The organism is Sphingomonas bacterium, assembly GCF_903644055.1.
GTDB lineage: Bacteria > Pseudomonadota > Alphaproteobacteria > Sphingomonadales > Sphingomonadaceae > Sphingomonas_I.
Genome location: NZ_CAHJXD010000125.1, coordinates 16,416 through 31,668, shown reverse-complemented (window position 1 = coordinate 31,668; position 15,253 = coordinate 16,416). Strand labels below are relative to the sequence as shown.

Genomic DNA, 15,253 nt, shown 5'->3' with positions numbered 1-15,253 from the left:
TCGGGCAAGGGCAAGACCGCCGGGCGCGGCCAGAAGGGCCAGAAGAGCCGCGAGGGCGTCTCGATCAACGGCTTCGAAGGCGGCCAGATGCCGCTCCACATGCGGATCCCGAAGCGCGGCTTCAACAATATCTTCGCCAAGGATTATGCCGAGGTGAACCTCGGCGCGATCCAGAAGCTGGTCGACGCCGGCACGCTCGGCGCCGATGCGACGATCGATCATGATACGCTGAAGGCGGCGGGCGTCGCACGCGGCGGCAAGAATGGCGTGCGCATCCTCGCCAAGGGCGAATATTCGGCCAAGCTCTCGTTCAACGTCGCCGGCGTCTCCAAGGGCGCGCGCGAGGCGATCGAGCAAGCGGGCGGTTCGGTCTCGGTGATCGAGGTGGTCGCCGCCGCCGACAAGCACAAGGCCAAGCATCGCACCGCGCAGGCCGCCAAGAAGGCGGCGCGGGCTTAAACCATAACCGTCATGCCGGGCTCGTCCCGGCATCCACTCGTCCGCAAGCTCCGGCGAATGTGGTGGAGTGGACCCCGGAACGGGCCCGGGGTGACGTGGGTGGCATAAGCCAATAGTGCACTATATGGAGCGGCGGTGCGGGGTTCGTGCCGCCGCTTTTTCATTTTCAGGATACAGCAAAGTCCATGCCATCCGCAGCCGAGCAACTGGCCGCCAACGCGAGCCTCTCGCAGTTCGCGAAGGCGACCGATCTCAAGAAGCGCATCTGGTTCACGCTCGGCGCGCTCGTGGTGTTCCGCCTGCTCTCCTATGTGCCGCTGCCGGGGATCGATCCGCGCGCGCTCGCCACGCTCTTCGATACGACGAAGGGCGGGGTGATGGATTTCTTCAACACCTTCACCGGCGGCGCGCTCACGCGCATGTCGATCGTGGCGCTGGGCGTGATGCCCTATATCACCGCCTCGATCGTCGTGCAGCTCGCGACCTCGCTCTCGCCCAGCCTCGCCGCGATCAAGAAAGAGGGCGAGAGCGGGCGCAAGAAGCTCAACCAATATACCCGCTACGGCACGGTCGGGCTCACCGCGATCCAGGGCTATTTCATCTCGATGGGGCTCGTCGCCTGGGGTGCCTCCCAAGGCCAGTCGGCGGTGGTCGTCGATCCGATGCTGTTCCGCCTGACCACGGTGATCACGCTCGTCGGCGGCACGTTGTTCCTGATGTGGCTGGGCGAGCAGATCACCAGTCGCGGCATCGGCAACGGCGTCTCGCTGATCATCATGGCGGGCATCGTCGCGCAGCTTCCCGCGACGATCGTCGGCGCGCTCGATCAGGCGCGCACCGGCGCGACCTCGCCGCTGATGGTGCTGGGCGGCTTCGTGCTGGTGATCGGGCTCATTCTGTTCATCTGCTTCATGGAGCGCGCGACCCGGCGCGTGCTGATCCAATATCCCAAGCGCCAGACCGCGCGGGGGATGCAGCAGGGCGACAAGAGCTTCCTGCCTCTCAAGATCAATACCGCCAACGTCATCCCGCCGATCTTCGCCTCGTCGCTGCTCGCGCTGCCGCTGACGATCACGCAGTTCGCGGGCAAGCATATCAACGGCGAGAGCCGCTGGGGCGATTTCGTGATCTCGCTGAACCAGTGGATCGGCCAGGATACGCCGATGTATTTCGTGCTCTATGCGGCCGGGATCATCTTCTTCGCATTCTTCTACACCGCGGTGGTGTTCAATCCCGAGGAGACCGCCGACAATCTCAAGCGCTACGGCGGCTTCATCCCCGGCATCCGCCCGGGCAAGAGCACCGAGACCTATCTCGATTATGTGCTGACGCGAATCACCGTGCTCGGCGCGGCCTATCTGACGCTGATCTGCGTGCTTCCGGAGCTGTTCATCCCGCGCCATCTCGTGGGTTTCGGCGGCACCAGCCTGTTGATCGTTGTCAACGTGACGATCGATACGGTAACGCAGATCCAGAGCCACCTTCTGGCGCACCAATATGGTGACCTGATCAAGAAGGCGAAGCTCAAGGGAGGAATGCGTCGGTGAAGATCCTGATCCTGCTCGGGCCGCCTGGAGCGGGAAAGGGCACGCAGGCGCAATCCTTGATGACCAAGCATGGCCTCGTCCAGCTTTCCACCGGCGATATGCTGCGCGCGGCGGTGAAGGTCGGCAGCGAGATCGGCCGGCAGGCCGATGCCTTGATGAAGGCGGGCGCGCTCGTTCCCGACGAGGTCGTCACCGCGCTGATCGAGGCGCGGCTGGAGTTCGAGGCGCATGCCCCCGGCTTCATCTTCGATGGCTATCCGCGCACCCGCGCGCAGGCCGAATCGCTTGACGCCCTGCTCGCCAAGCATGGCATGAAGCTCGATCACGTCATCGAGCTCGCGGTCGACGAGGAGGCGCTGGTCGATCGCATCTCCGGGCGCTTCACCTGCGCCAAGTGCAACGAAGGCTATCACGATCGCTTCAAGCCGCCCGGGCAGGAGGGTGTCTGCGACGTCTGCGGATCGACCGAGTTCAAGCGCCGCCCCGACGACAATGCCGAAACCGTCCGTGCCCGCCTCGCCGAATATCGCGCCAAGACCGCGCCGATCCTGCCTTACTATGAAGCCAAGAGCCTCGTCGCCCGCGTCGACGGCATGGCCGATATCGCCGATGTCACCGAGGCGATCGAGGCGATCCTCGCCAGCGACGCACAGACCGCTCCGGCTTGAGAGGGCGATCCCCCGGCGCTTGACAGTGCCGGCGCGGCCTTTTAGGAACGCTCATCCCATGAAACCGGCTTCGGGCGGCGCTTCGGCGCGCGCCTCGCTTGCGTTTCGGGCCATCAAGCGTCGAGATGGGGCGGTCGCCAGCCGCCCCGTGGAGCGAGGAGACACGGAACCATGGCACGTATCGCGGGTGTGAACATCCCGACCAACAAGCGCGTCGAAATCGCGCTGACCTATATTCACGGCATCGGCCCGGCCAAGGCCAGGGAAATCACCGGCAAGCTCGGCATAGAGGCCGCGCGCCGCGTCCAGGATCTCACCGATCAGGAAGTCCTCCAGATCCGCGAGACGATCGACGCCACCTATACCGTCGAGGGCGATCTTCGCCGCCAGGTGGCGATGAACATCAAGCGGCTGATGGATCTCGCCTGCTATCGCGGCCTGCGCCACCGCAAGGGCCTGCCCGTCCATGGCCAGCGCACGCATACCAATGCGCGCACCCGCAAGGGCAAGGCCAAGCCGATCGCGGGGAAGAAGAAGTAGTAAAAACGATCCGGGGGATCGTTTTTACACTTCTTCTCCGGAGCCGCGCGAGAGCGCGGTTTCGTAGCGCAACAGAAATTTAGGTCAGGAACTTCAGAATGGCACGCGAACCCCAGCGCATCAAGAAGCGCGAGAGGAAGAATATCACGGCCGGCGTCGCGCATGTGAACGCCAGCTTCAACAACACGATGATCACGATCACCGATGCCCAGGGCAATGCGATAAGCTGGTCGTCCGCCGGCATGATGGGCTTCAAGGGCAGCCGCAAGTCGACGCCTTATGCCGCTCAGGTCGCCGCCGAGGATGCCGGCAAGAAGGCCGCCGAGCATGGCGTCCGCACGCTCGAGGTCGAGGTCAAGGGCCCCGGCTCGGGCCGCGAGAGCGCGCTGCGCGCGCTTCAGGCGGTGGGCTTCCACATCACCTCGATCCGCGACGTCACCTCGATCCCGCACAATGGCGTGCGCCCGTCGAAGCGTCGCCGCGTCTGATTTCTGGTCCGGGGTCCGCCGGGGCTCCGCTTTATCTGTACGGCTGCGGCGGACGCGTCGCGGCCCAAACCCCGAGGGGAACAACATGGCTGTCAACGCCAAGAACTGGCAGGAACTCAAGAAGCCGATGGGGCTGGAGCGCAAGGCTGGCGGTGCCGGCAAGAGCCGCGCCACCTTCGTCGCCGAGCCGCTGGAGCGCGGCTTCGGCCTCACGCTCGGCAATGCGCTGCGCCGCGTGCTGCTGTCGTCGCTACAGGGCGCCGCGGTCACTGCTATCAAGATCGAGAATGTCCTCCACGAATTCTCGAGCCTCGCCGGCGTTCGCGAGGACGTCACCGATATCGTCCTCAACGTGAAGCAGGTCGCGCTGCGCATGCAGGGCGAGGGCTCGAAGCGCCTTCAGCTTTCGGCGACCGGCCCCGCCGAGGTCACCGCGGGCGACATCGCCACGTCGGGCGACATCGAGGTGATGAACCCCACCCTAGTGCTCTGCCATCTCGACGAGGGCGCGACGCTCAACATGGAGCTCACCGCCGCGATCGGAAAGGGTTATGAACCCGCCGCCAACAATCGCCCGGCCGATGCGCCGATCGGCCTGATCCCGGTCGATGCGCTCTATTCGCCCGTGCGCCAGGTCGCCTACAAGGTCGAGAACACCCGCGTCGGCCAGGAGCTGGATTACGACAAATTGACGATCACCGTCGAGACCGACGGCACCGTCACGCCCGAGGACGCGCTCGCTTATTCGGCGCGCATCCTGCAGGATCAGCTCCAGCTCTTCGTCCATTTCGACGAGGGCATGACGGTCTCGACGGCACCCACCCAATCGATGCCGATGGCGCCGATGTCGAGCGGGATGATGGAGCCCGAGGCCAATTCGAACCAGCTCAACCGCTTCCTGCTCAAGAAGGTCGACGAGCTCGAGCTTTCGGTCCGTTCGGCCAATTGCCTCAAGAACGACAACATCATCTACATCGGCGATCTCGTGCAGAAGACCGAGGCGGAGATGCTGCGCACCCCGAACTTCGGCCGCAAGAGCCTCAACGAGATCAAGGAAGTCCTGTCGACGATGGGCCTCCGCCTCGGCATGGAAATCCCCGGCTGGCCGCCGGAGAATATCGAGGACATGGCCAAGAAGCTCGAACAGGAGTTCTGACGGAGTGGCGCGTCTCCGGACGCGCCACTCCGTCATCCCAGCGCAGGCTGGGGTCTCGTGCAGCAAGCACGACGGGGCCAATGTAAGGGCTTTGGGCGGTGGCCCTCATCACCGCCCGGCCGGACGTACCTGATACGGCGTCCGAACGAACGAAGGAAATGAACCATGCGCCATCGCGTCGGCGGTCGTAAGCTCCAGCGGACCTCCAGCCATCGGACCGCGCTGTTCCGCAACCAGGCGGCAGCCCTCATCAAGCATGAGCAGATCCTCACCACCGTCGCCAAGGCAAAGGAGCTCCGCCCCTATGTCGAGAAACTGGTGACGCTCGCCAAGAAGGGCGGCCTTTCCAATCGCCGCCTCGCGCATGCGCGCCTGCTCGACGACGCCCAGCTCGTGAAGCTGTTCGACGTCATCGGCCCGCGCTACGTCAGCCGCAACGGCGGCTATTGCCGCGTGATCAAGGCGGGCATCCGCGCTTCCGACGCGGCTTCGATGGCGGTCATCGAATTCGTCGACCGCGATCCCTCGGCGAAGGGCCAGGATTCGGGCCCGCTGATCATCGAGGACGCCGAAGCCGCCTGATCGCTCAGCCCGCCCAGCGGGCCGCGAGACATAGCAAGGTGACGCCCGTCACCGGCAGGCCCGCCAGCGCAAGCCGGCGGGCAACGCCCTCGTCATACCGCGAAAGTTGTCCGGCGGGTCGGCGCCGGGTCGCTCAGTCGCGCATCGTGCCGTTGGGCGCGCGGCGCACGGGCCCGCTGATCACCTTGCCCTTGTAGGCGCGGGTGACGAGCCCGGCGCCTTCCATATCCTGAAGCACCACGCGGGTGCCGCCCGATCGCAGCACTTCGATCTGCGTGATCACGGCGGAATGCTTGGCGCATGTCTCGAGGACATGCTCCTGCGGAGCATTGAGGTTCAGCGCGCGTGACATGAGACTTCTCCCGCGCGTCCGGAGCCGCGCCAGCCGAAATAGGCTGGCCCTGCCCTATACCGATGCGGGTGCTCTGTCGCGCTCCTTCATGCGTCCGCTTTCCGGATCGCAACCCGGATGATCATCCATGCGCCGCCAGCGCGGCCAGCAGCAGCAGCGCGACGATATTGGTGATCTTGATCATCGGGTTGACCGCCGGCCCGGCGGTATCCTTGTACGGATCGCCCACCGTGTCGCCGGTCACCGCCGCCTTGTGCGCCTCGCTGCCCTTGCCGCCGTGGTTGCCGTCCTCGATATATTTCTTGGCATTGTCCCACGCGCCGCCTCCCGAGGTCATCGAGATCGCGACGAACAGCCCCGAGACGATCACCCCGAGCAACAGCGCGCCGACGCTCGCGAAGCCCTGCGCCTGCCCCGCGACCTTGCCGATGATGAAATAGACCACCACCGGCGCCAGCACAGGCAGCAGGCTGGGAATGATCATCTCGCGGATCGCCGCCTTGGTGACGAGATCGACGGTGCGCGCATAATCGGGGCGGCTGGTGCCCTCCATGATCCCGGGGTTGGTGCGAAACTGCTCGCGCACATCCTCGACCACAGCACCCGCCGCGCGGCCGACCGCGGTCATCCCGAACGCGCCGAAGCTGAACGGCAGCAGCGCGCCGAGCAGCAGCCCGACGATCACATAGGGATTGGACAGCGAGAAATCGACCGTCAGCGCGGGGAAGAACTCCTTGAGGTCCGCCGTATAGGCGCCGAACAGCACCAGCGCCGCCAGCGCCGCCGATCCGATCGCATAGCCCTTGGTCACCGCCTTGGTGGTATTGCCCACCGCGTCGAGCGCATCGGTCTTGAGGCGCACCTCATGCTCCAGCCCAGCCATCTCGGCAATGCCGCCGGCATTGTCGGTGACCGGGCCGTAGGCGTCGAGCGCCACCACCATGCCGGCGAGCGCCAACATCGCGGTCGCGGCGAAGGCGATGCCGATCACGCCCGCCAATTGATAGGCCGCGATCACCGCCACGACGATCACGATCGTCGGCGCGGCGGTCGATTCGAGGCTGATCGCCAGCCCCTGGATCACGTTGGTGCCGTGCCCGGTAACGCTCGCCTTGGCGATCGATTTAACCGGGCGGTAATTGGTGCCGGTATAATATTCGGTGATCCACACCAGCGCCGCCGTCACCGCCAGCCCGATCAGCATGCACCAGAAGATGTCCATGCCGGTGAACGCCGTGCCCATCGCCGTGCGCGCCGTGGTGCCGGGGCCGGCCGCCGCCAGATGCCCGCCGAGCTGCAGGTTGAGGTCGCCCCCCAGCGCCCAGCGTGTCGCGAAATAGATCGCCACCGCGCCCAGGATCGCGCTCGTCCAGAAGCCCTTGTAGAGCGCGCCCATGATCGTGCCGCCGCCGAGCCGCACCGCGAAGGTGCCGATGATCGAGGTGACGATGCACACGCCGCCCACCAGCAGGGGCAGGCTCATCAGCGCTAGCGTGTCGAGCGAATTGCCCAGGAACAGCGCGATCGAGACCATCGTCACGCCCAGCGTCACGACATAGGTTTCGAACAGATCGGCGGCCATGCCCGCGCAATCGCCGACATTGTCGCCGACATTGTCCGCGATCACCGCCGGGTTGCGCGGATCGTCCTCGGGGATGCCCGCCTCGACCTTGCCGACGAGGTCGGCGCCGACGTCTGCCGCCTTGGTGAAGATGCCGCCGCCGAGCCGCGCGAAGATCGAGATCAAAGACGCGCCGAACGACAATGCGACCAGCCCGTTGATGACGACGCGATCGGTCGGCGCATGGTTGGCGCCGTGCGTGCTGACCAGATACCAGAAGAAGCCCGAGATCGCGAGCAGCCCGAGCCCCGCCACCAGCATGCCGGTGATCGCGCCCGAACGGAAGGCGGTCGTGAGCCCGCCCTGCAAGCTGCCGCGCGCCGCCTCGGCGGTACGGACGTTGGCCTTGACCGAAATGTTCATCCCGATGAAGCCGGTCAGCCCGGAGAGGATCGCGCCGAGCAGGAAGCCCACCGCCGATACCGTGCCGAGGAAATAGAATACCAACGCCACGACGACCACGCCGACCACCGCGATCGTGGTATATTGCCGTGCCAGATAGGCGCGCGCCCCCTCCTGGATGGCGGCGGCGATATCCTGCATCCTTTGGTTTCCCGCCGGCTGGCGCAGCACCTGGATGCTCGTCAGAATTCCGTAGAGCACCGCGAGCAATCCGCAGGCGAAGGCCAGTTCAACGATCAGCATTGGGTTCCCCCCTCGAACATCCTATCCAACGGAGCGCTTCGCGTGGCGCTCTCGTCGGACCGTTGTATGGACCGGCACGCGCTACGGCAAGCCGCCTGCACGATCGCCGCCCAACGGCTTTTACCCTTCCGGTGCGGACTGATCGAGATGCAGATAAAGCGCGCTGAAATCCGCGGCGGCGCGCACGCGATCCCAATCGGCGAAGCCGAGGAAGCGCCTGTCGCGATGGATGAGCCCATCGGCGGCCAGCGATCGCAGCGTGCGGTTGACGTGAACGCCGGTGAGCCCGGTCGCATCGCCGATCTGCTCCTGCGTCATCGGCAATTCGTATCGGCCGTCGGTCGCGATGCCGGCAGCCTTCATCCGCGTAGCGAATTCGCAGAGCAGGTGGGCGATGCGCGCGCGGGCATCGCGGCGGCCGACGTTCAGCGCCCATTCGCGGAAGATCGAGGCTTCGATCATTGCATCGATCCACATCGCTTCGCCGACGGCGGGCCGCTCCCGCGCGAGGGCGCGGAGTGCCGCGCGATCCAGTTCGGCGGTTTCGAGCCGCGTCAGCGCCTGAATATTGTGATCGCTGATCTTCAGGAAGAGCTGCTGAAGATCCAGAAGATCGCCGGCCATGTTGATCGATACGATCTGGCGCGTGCCCTGCGCCGTCTGCTTCTGCCGAAAAGCGAAACCGGCGATGATGAAGCTGCAATGTTTTCCGGGAGGCTGCCCTTCGCGCACCAGATAAGCGGCCGGATCATAGGTTCGCATCCGATGCGGCAGCGCCAGGATCGCAGCTCTGTCTTCCGCATCGAGCCGGTTGAGCGAACCCAGCTTTCCGGCGAGTTTGATAAGCGCGGACGCGTCGGACATACGGCCTCCCGATCGGGCGGGAGCACACGCATCTCTCAGTCGCCAGCACCCAGTTACACGAGCAGCGATGTAGCGCCCTAACATGGATTGTATTAAAAGCTAAGACATATCTGAGAAATGTGCGAGAATATGGCCGCTGACGGATAGAAAACGAACCAGAGCCTTGAGTTTATCATTAGATTTCACAAAGAATTGATTCTCGCGGGCAAGCATCCGACTAAGACAGTATGAGGATCACGGCGACGGCGGTGCCTCCAACGGCGCCCCCCCCCCGATCCAGCGGCTGATCGGCACGACTTCCGGCCGCTTCGCCCGCACATCGCGCCTGAGCAGCGTGGTCTGGCCCCGGCGCGTGCCGCCGATCGAAACGCTGCCGCGCACCCAATAAAAGTCCGACGCGAAGCCCGCGCTGCTGGGAACGAGCGTCCGCGCGAAGATGAAATCCGGTCGCGCCAGAAAGCCCTGTCGCGCCCGGCGGTTGGCGAGCAGCCGCCCGGCGACCTGATCGCCGACCAGCACGCCGAGCAGACGCTCGTCTGCGGTGTTGACGTTGATCGTGGCGGCTGCGGGGGGGAGGACCGTGCAGAACGCCGCCAGCTTGGCGATCTGCGCCGGTTGCACCCCCGCGAGGCCGAGCTGCGCGAGGCTGGAAATCGGGCCGACCGCCTTGAGCAGCGCCGCGATCCGGGTCGCGACGTCGGGCGGCAGGCGGAGCAGGTCGACGATCGAAGCCAGCGTGGCGCGCGACGCGCTATCGCCCCGCGCAAGCGTGTTCACGTTGAACTTGGCCTGCGCGTCCGCCACCACCAGCGAAAATGTGCCTCCGGCGATCGCCCGATCGCGATCGCCGATCCTCGCCCAGGATTGGTTGAGATCGTCGCTTTCGGGTTGGCGCACGGCATCGCGGCGCAGCGCGCCGATCGCGGAAAGCTCCGCCCCGGCAAGCGCCGCATCGGCGGACGCGGCGTCGCGCAGGCGCTGGCTGCGTTGCAGGCTGGCGTTCTGCGCGACCAACATCGCGGCGACCAGCCCGCTGGCGAGCACGACCATCAGCAGCACGTTGACGAGGACCAGGCCTTCCTCGCGCGCGGACGGCCGGAGGGTCATGGCATTGCCGGCAGCGGGATGACGCGGCGGAGCATGCCGCCCGGCCCGGGCTTGCCGGGCGCGAGATCGAGTTCGATCGTGATCGCCGCCGGCCAGCGATCGACGCTGCGGGGATCGGGCGGCCAATGCGGCCTCCATCCGGCGGGCGGATCGAGAAACGACCAGCGGACGGCCCGAACGTCGGCGAGGATAGGCTGCCGTGTCCCGCCGATCGTGCGCACGAGGACGCCGGATTGCAGCGCGTAGCTCACCGCCTGATCGCCCGCCGCCCCGGCGTGCCGCGCGAAGCTGACGCCGGAGCCTTCCTCCGCGATCGGCGCGGGGGAGATTTGTCGGAAGTCGGCGTCGAGCAGATACATGGCGCGTTGCAGATCGGCCAGACGCTCCAGCCTTTGCTGCACGCGTTCGCGCGCGCCCAGCACGCTGTTGATCAGCGCTGCGCCGGCAATGCTGATCAGCGCGAACAACGCCAGCGCGACCATCATCTCGATCAGGGTGAAGCCCGTTTCCCGCGCCGGTATGGATGCTGTTCGAGGCCCGGTCGGTAGCAAGCTCGGCTAACCCCGCTGTTGAACTGGGAGGCGGCGGACCTCCCGACGCCGCCATGCGCGATGACTTGGCGCCGGCGCACGCTATAGTAACAGGATGCGATGCTTGCGAAAGCCCGGCCGCCGACCGCGCAAGGCGATCGATCGGCATTGGATTGGCGAGGCGGGCCTGACGCTCGTCGAGATGCTCGTCGTTCTGGCGATCATCGCGGTGATGGCGGGCGTCACGGTGCTGGCGATCGGCACGGGCGATCGTGATCGCGCATCCGGCGAGGAAGCGCGCAGGCTCGCCGCGCGGCTGCGCCTCGCGGCCGATGATGTCCGGATCAGCGAGCGGCGGCTCGCCTTCGTCTGGGATCACGACGGCTACAAATTCGTCGATTGGGACGCCAAGGCGGGGGCGTGGCGCGCCGATCCGGTCGAGGAGCTTGGCCGGCACGATCTGCCCCGGGGGTTACGCCTGGACGCGGGGCCCGGATCCGGCAGCCTGCCGATCGCGCCCGATGGCACCGGCGGCCCGATCGATCTCAAGCTGGGCACCGAAGCGGCCCGATGGACGATCCATTTCGATGGCCTCGACGCGACCGCCAGCCGCCCGGATGCCAAGCCATGACCATGCCCGATAATGAAGCCGGCTTCACGCTGATCGAGGCGCTGGTCGCGCTCGCGATCCTGGCGATCGCCAGCGCCGGGCTGATCCGGGCCCTTGAGGGATCGGTGGATGCCGCAAGGGGGCTCGAACGGCGTGCTACCGCGCAATGGGTCGCGGAAAACCGCCTTGCCGAGCTCAGCCTCGATCATGGCAAGGCGATCGATCGACCGCCCGTCGTCCGCATGCTGGATCAGGACTGGCGCGTCACCGAAGACATAAGATCGAGCGACGATCCCGACATCCGGCAGATCATCGTCTCGTTGGCCGATAGCCGCGGCGCGCCGCTGGTGACGCTGCGCGGCTTCATCGATGCCGGGACGACGACGCCATAGGGCCCCCAATGCTCCCTGCTTACCTCGCCCATGCAACCTCCGATCGGTACGGCGGTTTAACGACCGCACGACGCCTTGTCCCTAACCGGGCGTGGCATCGTCTCACCTGATGTTCTTCCGGAGACTTTGAGATGGCCAAGAAGCAGGCACGCGCCGCCCAGCCGCAATACCAGGTCGACTATCGCGAAATCCAGCCGTTCGGCACGCTCAAGAAGCTGCCGTTGGCGCTGGAGGATAATGCCCGGACGCAGAGCGTGGCGACGCTAAACCAGATCCTCGCCGATACGATGACGCTGCGCGATCTCTACAAGAAGCACCATTGGCAGATGTCCGGCGCCACCTTCTACCAGCTCCACCTGCTGCTCGATAAGCATTATGAGGAGCAGGCGGAACTGGTCGACATGATCGCCGAGCGGATCATGGCGCTCGGCGGGATCAGCATCGCCATGGCCCCCGACGTCGCCGAGGCGACCAAAATCCCGCGCCCGCCGAAGGGCCGCGAGGATGTTCCTTCGCAACTCGCGCGCCTGCTGGAAGCGCATGAAATCATTCTGCGGCAGGCGCACGAGGGTGCCGACGCCGCCGATGAAGCCGGAGACGACGGCACCAACGATCTGCTGGTCAGCAACGTCATCCGCACCAACGAACCGCAGGTCTGGTTCATCGCCGAGCATCTCGCGGAGACGGCGCTGGTGCGCGCGGACAGATAGTCCGTCGGTAGACGCATCAGGCGCTGTGACGATCTTCCAATCCGTTACAACTCCTTGGAAATGCCGCCGAAGAAGCCGCGCCGCGCCCCGAATTGCGGCGCGCCGACACCGACGCCCGATCCATCCCGAATCTGATATGTGTGATCGCCGACGTTGATCACGTCGAGACGGACGGTGATCCCCGGCCCCGCGAAGCGATAGCTCGCCGATAGGTTGAACTGCGCATAGTCCTTGAGCCCCCGGCCGTTCGGCACATCGCCGTCGGCGCGCAGACCCGAACCGTAGATCATGTCTCCGCCGAGCTTGAAGCCCTTCAGGTCGCCCTGCTGGAAGGCGTAGGAGATGCCAGCCGAGCCCGTGTAAGTCTGATCGTGATCCAGATAGATATAATGATTCTGGATATAAGCGAGATCGTCGGGATCGAAATTGAACTCGCTCGAGACGACGTCCTTGCCCTTGGCCTTGGCGTAAGCGAAGTTGGCGTAGGCGAGCAGCGGCCCCTTGGCGTAGCTCGCATTGGCCTCGATCCCGTCGATCCGCCCGCGCCGATAATTGAACGGCGTCAGCACGATCGGCGCGCCGAACTGGCCTTCGTCGATCAGATTCTTCGAACGGCGGTGGTAGCCGTCGACCCCCAGCGTGAGGCCGGTATCGCCGATCTTCTGCTGCAAGCCGACATCGAAATAATTCTGCCGTTCGGCAAAAGGCGTCGTGTTGATCGTGCCCGGTGCCTCGGCGCTCGTGCCCGTGAACTTGGCGATCGTGGTAGTGGCGACGAGCTCGAACGGCGGCGGCGAGAAATAGCGCGCATAGCCGGCATGGAGGGTCGTCGTGCCCGTCGGTTGCCAGACGAGGTTGGCGCGCGGGCTGAACTGATGCTCGGCGCGATAGCCTTTGTAATAGTCGAAGCGGCCGCCGAAATTGAACGTCACCGTCGGCAGCAGCTTCCATTCGTCCTGCACATAAGCCGAGTAGCTCATCTCGGTCTTGCCGCCATTGTCGATCACGCTGAACGGCTGGCCCGCCTGGTTGCCGGCGGCATCGACGGGAAAGACCTGCGTCGTCGTCCGGCTGGTGCCGCGATCGCGCGTGATCACGCCGCCGAACCGCAGCGTATGCGTGTCGCTCAGCAGGTAGGCGGCATCGACCTGCCCACCGACCGTGAAATCATGCTTCACGGCGCGCTGCGCTAAGCCGTTGAACAGTAGCTCGCCGAGCACCGAAGGCTTGTAGCTCAGCGTCGAGTAGCGCCCGAACAGCGATGTCTGGAGAGTGAGAGCACCGCCGGTGTGCAGCAGCGCCAGTTGTCCGAAGCCGGTCTGCTCGAGCTGGCGCTCGTCCAGCGCCTCGCTCGGGAAGGCGGTGACGCCGCCGACGTCGAAGCCCGTGCCGTCGGTCGCGGCATTCAGGCCGCGCGGGTTCGGGATCTCGAAATGCTGGTTCGAATAGCCGCCGACGAACGAGACGCGATTGTTGTCGTCGATGATATGATCGACATAGGCGAAGGCCTGCCCCTGATCGGTGCGATCGTGCAGCGGGCTCGACGAGCCGTCGACGCTCTCGATGCCGAGGCGGCTGTGGCGATAATCGCCGGAAACGAAATAGTTGGTCGATCCCGACGATCCGCCATATTCGATCGAGGGCTCGATCATGCCCCGGCTGCCGCCGTAGAGCGAGACCGAGCCGCCATCGTTGAACAGCCCGCTCTTGGTGGTGATGTCGATGATGCCCGCGGTGCGCAGGCCATATTGCGCGGGCAGCGCGCCCGTCACCAGAGAGAATTGCTCGATGAGGCGCGGGCTGAGCGTCTGGCCGAACACGGCGATGCCCTCGGGCAGGATCGTGCCGTTGATGCGATATTGCAGATTGTTGTGATCGTCGCGGACGTGGAACTGGCCGAAGCCGTCCTGCACGACGCCTGGAAGCTGCAGAATGATCTGGTTGAACTGCTGGTTGTCGCCGCCGGGCAGCGCCTGGATGGTGGCGTTGGTGACGGTATAGGAGGTGGCGCCGAGGCTCGGCTGGATCATGGCGCGGGCGGCATCGAGCCGTCGCGCGGTCACCACGATGTCGGATTTGTCGGCGGAAGCAGCGGCTCCGGTATCGGTTCGCGATGCTGGATCCGACGGTGCTACCGGCGACGGGGCGGTCTCGATCACCTGCGCTCCGGCACCCGCCGCCGCCAGCACCCACAGAGCCGCCGCACCCGCCCAGCAAAATTTCATGACACGTCTCCGATATGATGTATCGTTCTATTGTCCAAGCTGCGTGCCGAACGCCAGACAAAAAATGCCGCCGTGCACTATCAAGGCGACGAGCGGGCCTTTGGGTCGGCTGAAATGTGAAAATCGGTCGCCGGCGCGGGCTTATGACGGCGGCGCCGTTATCCTATCGAGGACAGATCAGTCGATCAGCGCGAAGACAGATCGGCGCTGCGACCGAAGCGGTCTATGCACAATCGGCGCAGCGGCCGTGCATCTCCACCACGGGCCTTTCGGGCTTGAACCCCTTCGCACCCGCGGCATCGCGAAGCAGGCCGGCGAGCTTGTCGTCATCGACATGGGTGACCGTGCCGCAGCCATCGCAGATCAGAAACATGCAATCATGTTGGCAGGCGGGATGCGCGTTGACGATGTAGGCGTTGGCGCTTTCCACCCGCCGCGCCAGATTGGTGGCGACGAACAGATCGAGGATCCGATAGATGCTGTTCGCCGGCACGCGGCGGTCTTCGCGCTTCGAGATCAGATCGGCGATGTCATAGGCCGATGCCGGGCGCTGCTGTTCGCTGAGCGCCCCGAACACGGTCTCGCGCATCGGCGTCCACTGTTCGCCCGCCTTGATCAGCGCGGCCTTGGCGGCGCTGGCCAGCGATGCGCCTTCATGATGCTGATGCCGGTGTGCCATGGCCGCAATTAGAGCGCGGCGACCGCGCAATTCAAGGGGGACGAGCCCGCGCGGCGGATTAGAAGGACCGCCGGCTCC

17 protein-coding genes are annotated in these 15,253 nt (G+C 65.4%); 10 read left to right on the top strand and 7 right to left on the bottom strand.

The genetic code is table 11. The features are described 5' to 3' along the window. From rplO to rplQ, 7 genes are all read left to right on the top strand, one after another. Positions 1 to 459: 50S ribosomal protein L15 (rplO, locus tag HUU94_RS05445; RefSeq protein ID WP_174274082.1), on the top strand; the 459-nt coding region annotated here is incomplete at its 5' end. A gap of 185 nt (positions 460 to 644) precedes the next feature. Continuing rightward, complete coding sequence (gene secY / locus HUU94_RS05440; protein WP_174274081.1) at positions 645 to 2,006, top strand: preprotein translocase subunit SecY; 1,362 nt, start codon at positions 645 to 647, stop codon at positions 2,004 to 2,006. Positions 2,007 to 2,008: 2 nt separating this feature from the next. Then, complete coding sequence (locus HUU94_RS05435; protein WP_174274087.1) at positions 2,009 to 2,674, top strand: adenylate kinase; 666 nt, start codon at positions 2,009 to 2,011, stop codon at positions 2,672 to 2,674. 171 nt (positions 2,675 to 2,845) lie between these two features. Continuing rightward, complete coding sequence (rpsM, locus tag HUU94_RS05430) at positions 2,846 to 3,214, top strand: 30S ribosomal protein S13 (protein WP_174274080.1); 369 nt, start codon at positions 2,846 to 2,848, stop codon at positions 3,212 to 3,214. 98 nt (positions 3,215 to 3,312) lie between these two features. Then, positions 3,313 to 3,702, top strand: coding sequence for a 30S ribosomal protein S11 (gene rpsK, locus HUU94_RS05425; protein ID WP_174274079.1), 390 nt, complete (start codon positions 3,313 to 3,315; stop codon positions 3,700 to 3,702). An 85-nt stretch (positions 3,703 to 3,787) separates the two neighbouring features. Beyond that, positions 3,788 to 4,858 (top strand): DNA-directed RNA polymerase subunit alpha, encoded by a 1,071-nt coding sequence (locus HUU94_RS05420; RefSeq protein ID WP_174274078.1) that lies wholly within the window; start codon positions 3,788 to 3,790, stop codon positions 4,856 to 4,858. A gap of 165 nt (positions 4,859 to 5,023) precedes the next feature. Then, positions 5,024 to 5,440: a 50S ribosomal protein L17 gene (gene rplQ / locus HUU94_RS05415; protein WP_174274077.1), complete on the top strand. Its 417-nt coding sequence runs from the start codon at positions 5,024 to 5,026 to the stop codon at positions 5,438 to 5,440. Between the two features lie 133 nt (positions 5,441 to 5,573). Here the strand turns inward: rplQ and HUU94_RS05410 are convergent, their stop codons facing one another. The 5 genes from HUU94_RS05410 to HUU94_RS12655 all read right to left on the bottom strand — a co-directional run bounded on the left by HUU94_RS05410 (position 5,574) and on the right by HUU94_RS12655 (position 10,580). After that, complete coding sequence (locus HUU94_RS05410) at positions 5,574 to 5,792, bottom strand: hypothetical protein (protein ID WP_174274076.1); 219 nt, start codon at positions 5,790 to 5,792, stop codon at positions 5,574 to 5,576. A gap of 121 nt (positions 5,793 to 5,913) precedes the next feature. Further along, positions 5,914 to 8,058, bottom strand: a complete 2,145-nt coding sequence (locus tag HUU94_RS05405; protein WP_174274075.1) for a sodium-translocating pyrophosphatase — start codon at positions 8,056 to 8,058, stop codon at positions 5,914 to 5,916. Between the two features lie 120 nt (positions 8,059 to 8,178). Next, the gene (locus HUU94_RS05400; protein WP_174274074.1) at positions 8,179 to 8,922 is read right to left on the bottom strand and encodes a Crp/Fnr family transcriptional regulator; all 744 of its coding nucleotides are present in this window, start codon (positions 8,920 to 8,922) and stop codon (positions 8,179 to 8,181) included. A gap of 234 nt (positions 8,923 to 9,156) precedes the next feature. Beyond that, positions 9,157 to 10,029 carry a type II secretion system protein GspK gene (locus HUU94_RS05395; RefSeq protein ID WP_174274073.1) on the bottom strand — a complete coding sequence of 291 codons (873 nt, stop codon included), beginning with the start codon at positions 10,027 to 10,029 and terminating at the stop codon, positions 9,157 to 9,159. Beyond that, positions 10,026 to 10,580 carry a prepilin-type N-terminal cleavage/methylation domain-containing protein gene (locus HUU94_RS12655; protein WP_302480183.1) on the bottom strand — a complete coding sequence of 185 codons (555 nt, stop codon included), beginning with the start codon at positions 10,578 to 10,580 and terminating at the stop codon, positions 10,026 to 10,028. The genes HUU94_RS05395 and HUU94_RS12655 overlap by 4 nt, the downstream gene beginning before the upstream one ends. Positions 10,581 to 10,683: 103 nt before the next feature. Here HUU94_RS12655 and HUU94_RS05385 point away from each other — a divergent pair, with 103 nt between their 5' ends. The 3 genes from HUU94_RS05385 (at position 10,684) to HUU94_RS05375 (ending at position 12,271) form a co-directional block, all read left to right on the top strand. Continuing rightward, entirely contained in the window at positions 10,684 to 11,190 is a 507-nt protein-coding gene (locus tag HUU94_RS05385; RefSeq protein ID WP_174274072.1) for a prepilin-type N-terminal cleavage/methylation domain-containing protein, read from the top strand. Beyond that, on the top strand, positions 11,187 to 11,561 hold the full coding sequence (gene gspI, locus HUU94_RS05380) for a type II secretion system minor pseudopilin GspI (protein ID WP_254601981.1): 375 nt from the start codon (positions 11,187 to 11,189) through the stop codon (positions 11,559 to 11,561). Before HUU94_RS05385 ends, gspI begins: the two co-directional genes overlap by 4 nt. 131 nt (positions 11,562 to 11,692) lie before the next feature. Beyond that, positions 11,693 to 12,271 carry a Dps family protein gene (locus tag HUU94_RS05375; RefSeq protein WP_174274071.1) on the top strand — a complete coding sequence of 193 codons (579 nt, stop codon included), beginning with the start codon at positions 11,693 to 11,695 and terminating at the stop codon, positions 12,269 to 12,271. Positions 12,272 to 12,315: 44 nt separating this feature from the next. Here the strand turns inward: HUU94_RS05375 and HUU94_RS05370 are convergent, their stop codons facing one another. Both HUU94_RS05370 and HUU94_RS05365 read right to left on the bottom strand, forming a co-directional pair. Further along, entirely contained in the window at positions 12,316 to 14,496 is a 2,181-nt protein-coding gene (locus HUU94_RS05370) for a TonB-dependent receptor (RefSeq protein ID WP_174274070.1), read from the bottom strand. Between the two features lie 223 nt (positions 14,497 to 14,719). Continuing rightward, complete coding sequence (locus HUU94_RS05365; RefSeq protein WP_174274069.1) at positions 14,720 to 15,175, bottom strand: Fur family transcriptional regulator; 456 nt, start codon at positions 15,173 to 15,175, stop codon at positions 14,720 to 14,722. Positions 15,176 to 15,253: the final 78 nt, after the last annotated feature.

Excerpts from the sequence above, each read along its gene's own strand:
- secY (WP_174274081.1), top strand. The coding sequence starts at position 645 with ATGCCATCCGCAGCCGAGCAACTGGCCGCCAACGCGAGCCTCTCGCAG.
- rpsM (WP_174274080.1), top strand. The coding sequence starts at position 2,846 with ATGGCACGTATCGCGGGTGTGAACATCCCGACCAACAAGCGCGTCGAA.
- rpsK (WP_174274079.1), top strand. The coding sequence starts at position 3,313 with ATGGCACGCGAACCCCAGCGCATCAAGAAGCGCGAGAGGAAGAATATC.
- HUU94_RS05420 (WP_174274078.1), top strand. The coding sequence starts at position 3,788 with ATGGCTGTCAACGCCAAGAACTGGCAGGAACTCAAGAAGCCGATGGGG.
- rplQ (WP_174274077.1), top strand. The coding sequence starts at position 5,024 with ATGCGCCATCGCGTCGGCGGTCGTAAGCTCCAGCGGACCTCCAGCCAT.
- HUU94_RS05410 (WP_174274076.1), bottom strand. The coding sequence starts at position 5,792 with ATGTCACGCGCGCTGAACCTCAATGCTCCGCAGGAGCATGTCCTCGAG.
- HUU94_RS05405 (WP_174274075.1), bottom strand. The coding sequence starts at position 8,058 with ATGCTGATCGTTGAACTGGCCTTCGCCTGCGGATTGCTCGCGGTGCTC.
- HUU94_RS05400 (WP_174274074.1), bottom strand. The coding sequence starts at position 8,922 with ATGTCCGACGCGTCCGCGCTTATCAAACTCGCCGGAAAGCTGGGTTCG.
- HUU94_RS05395 (WP_174274073.1), bottom strand. The coding sequence starts at position 10,029 with ATGACCCTCCGGCCGTCCGCGCGCGAGGAAGGCCTGGTCCTCGTCAAC.
- gspI (WP_254601981.1), top strand. The coding sequence starts at position 11,187 with ATGACCATGCCCGATAATGAAGCCGGCTTCACGCTGATCGAGGCGCTG.
- HUU94_RS05375 (WP_174274071.1), top strand. The coding sequence starts at position 11,693 with ATGGCCAAGAAGCAGGCACGCGCCGCCCAGCCGCAATACCAGGTCGAC.
- HUU94_RS05370 (WP_174274070.1), bottom strand. The coding sequence starts at position 14,496 with ATGAAATTTTGCTGGGCGGGTGCGGCGGCTCTGTGGGTGCTGGCGGCG.
- HUU94_RS05365 (WP_174274069.1), bottom strand. The coding sequence starts at position 15,175 with ATGGCACACCGGCATCAGCATCATGAAGGCGCATCGCTGGCCAGCGCC.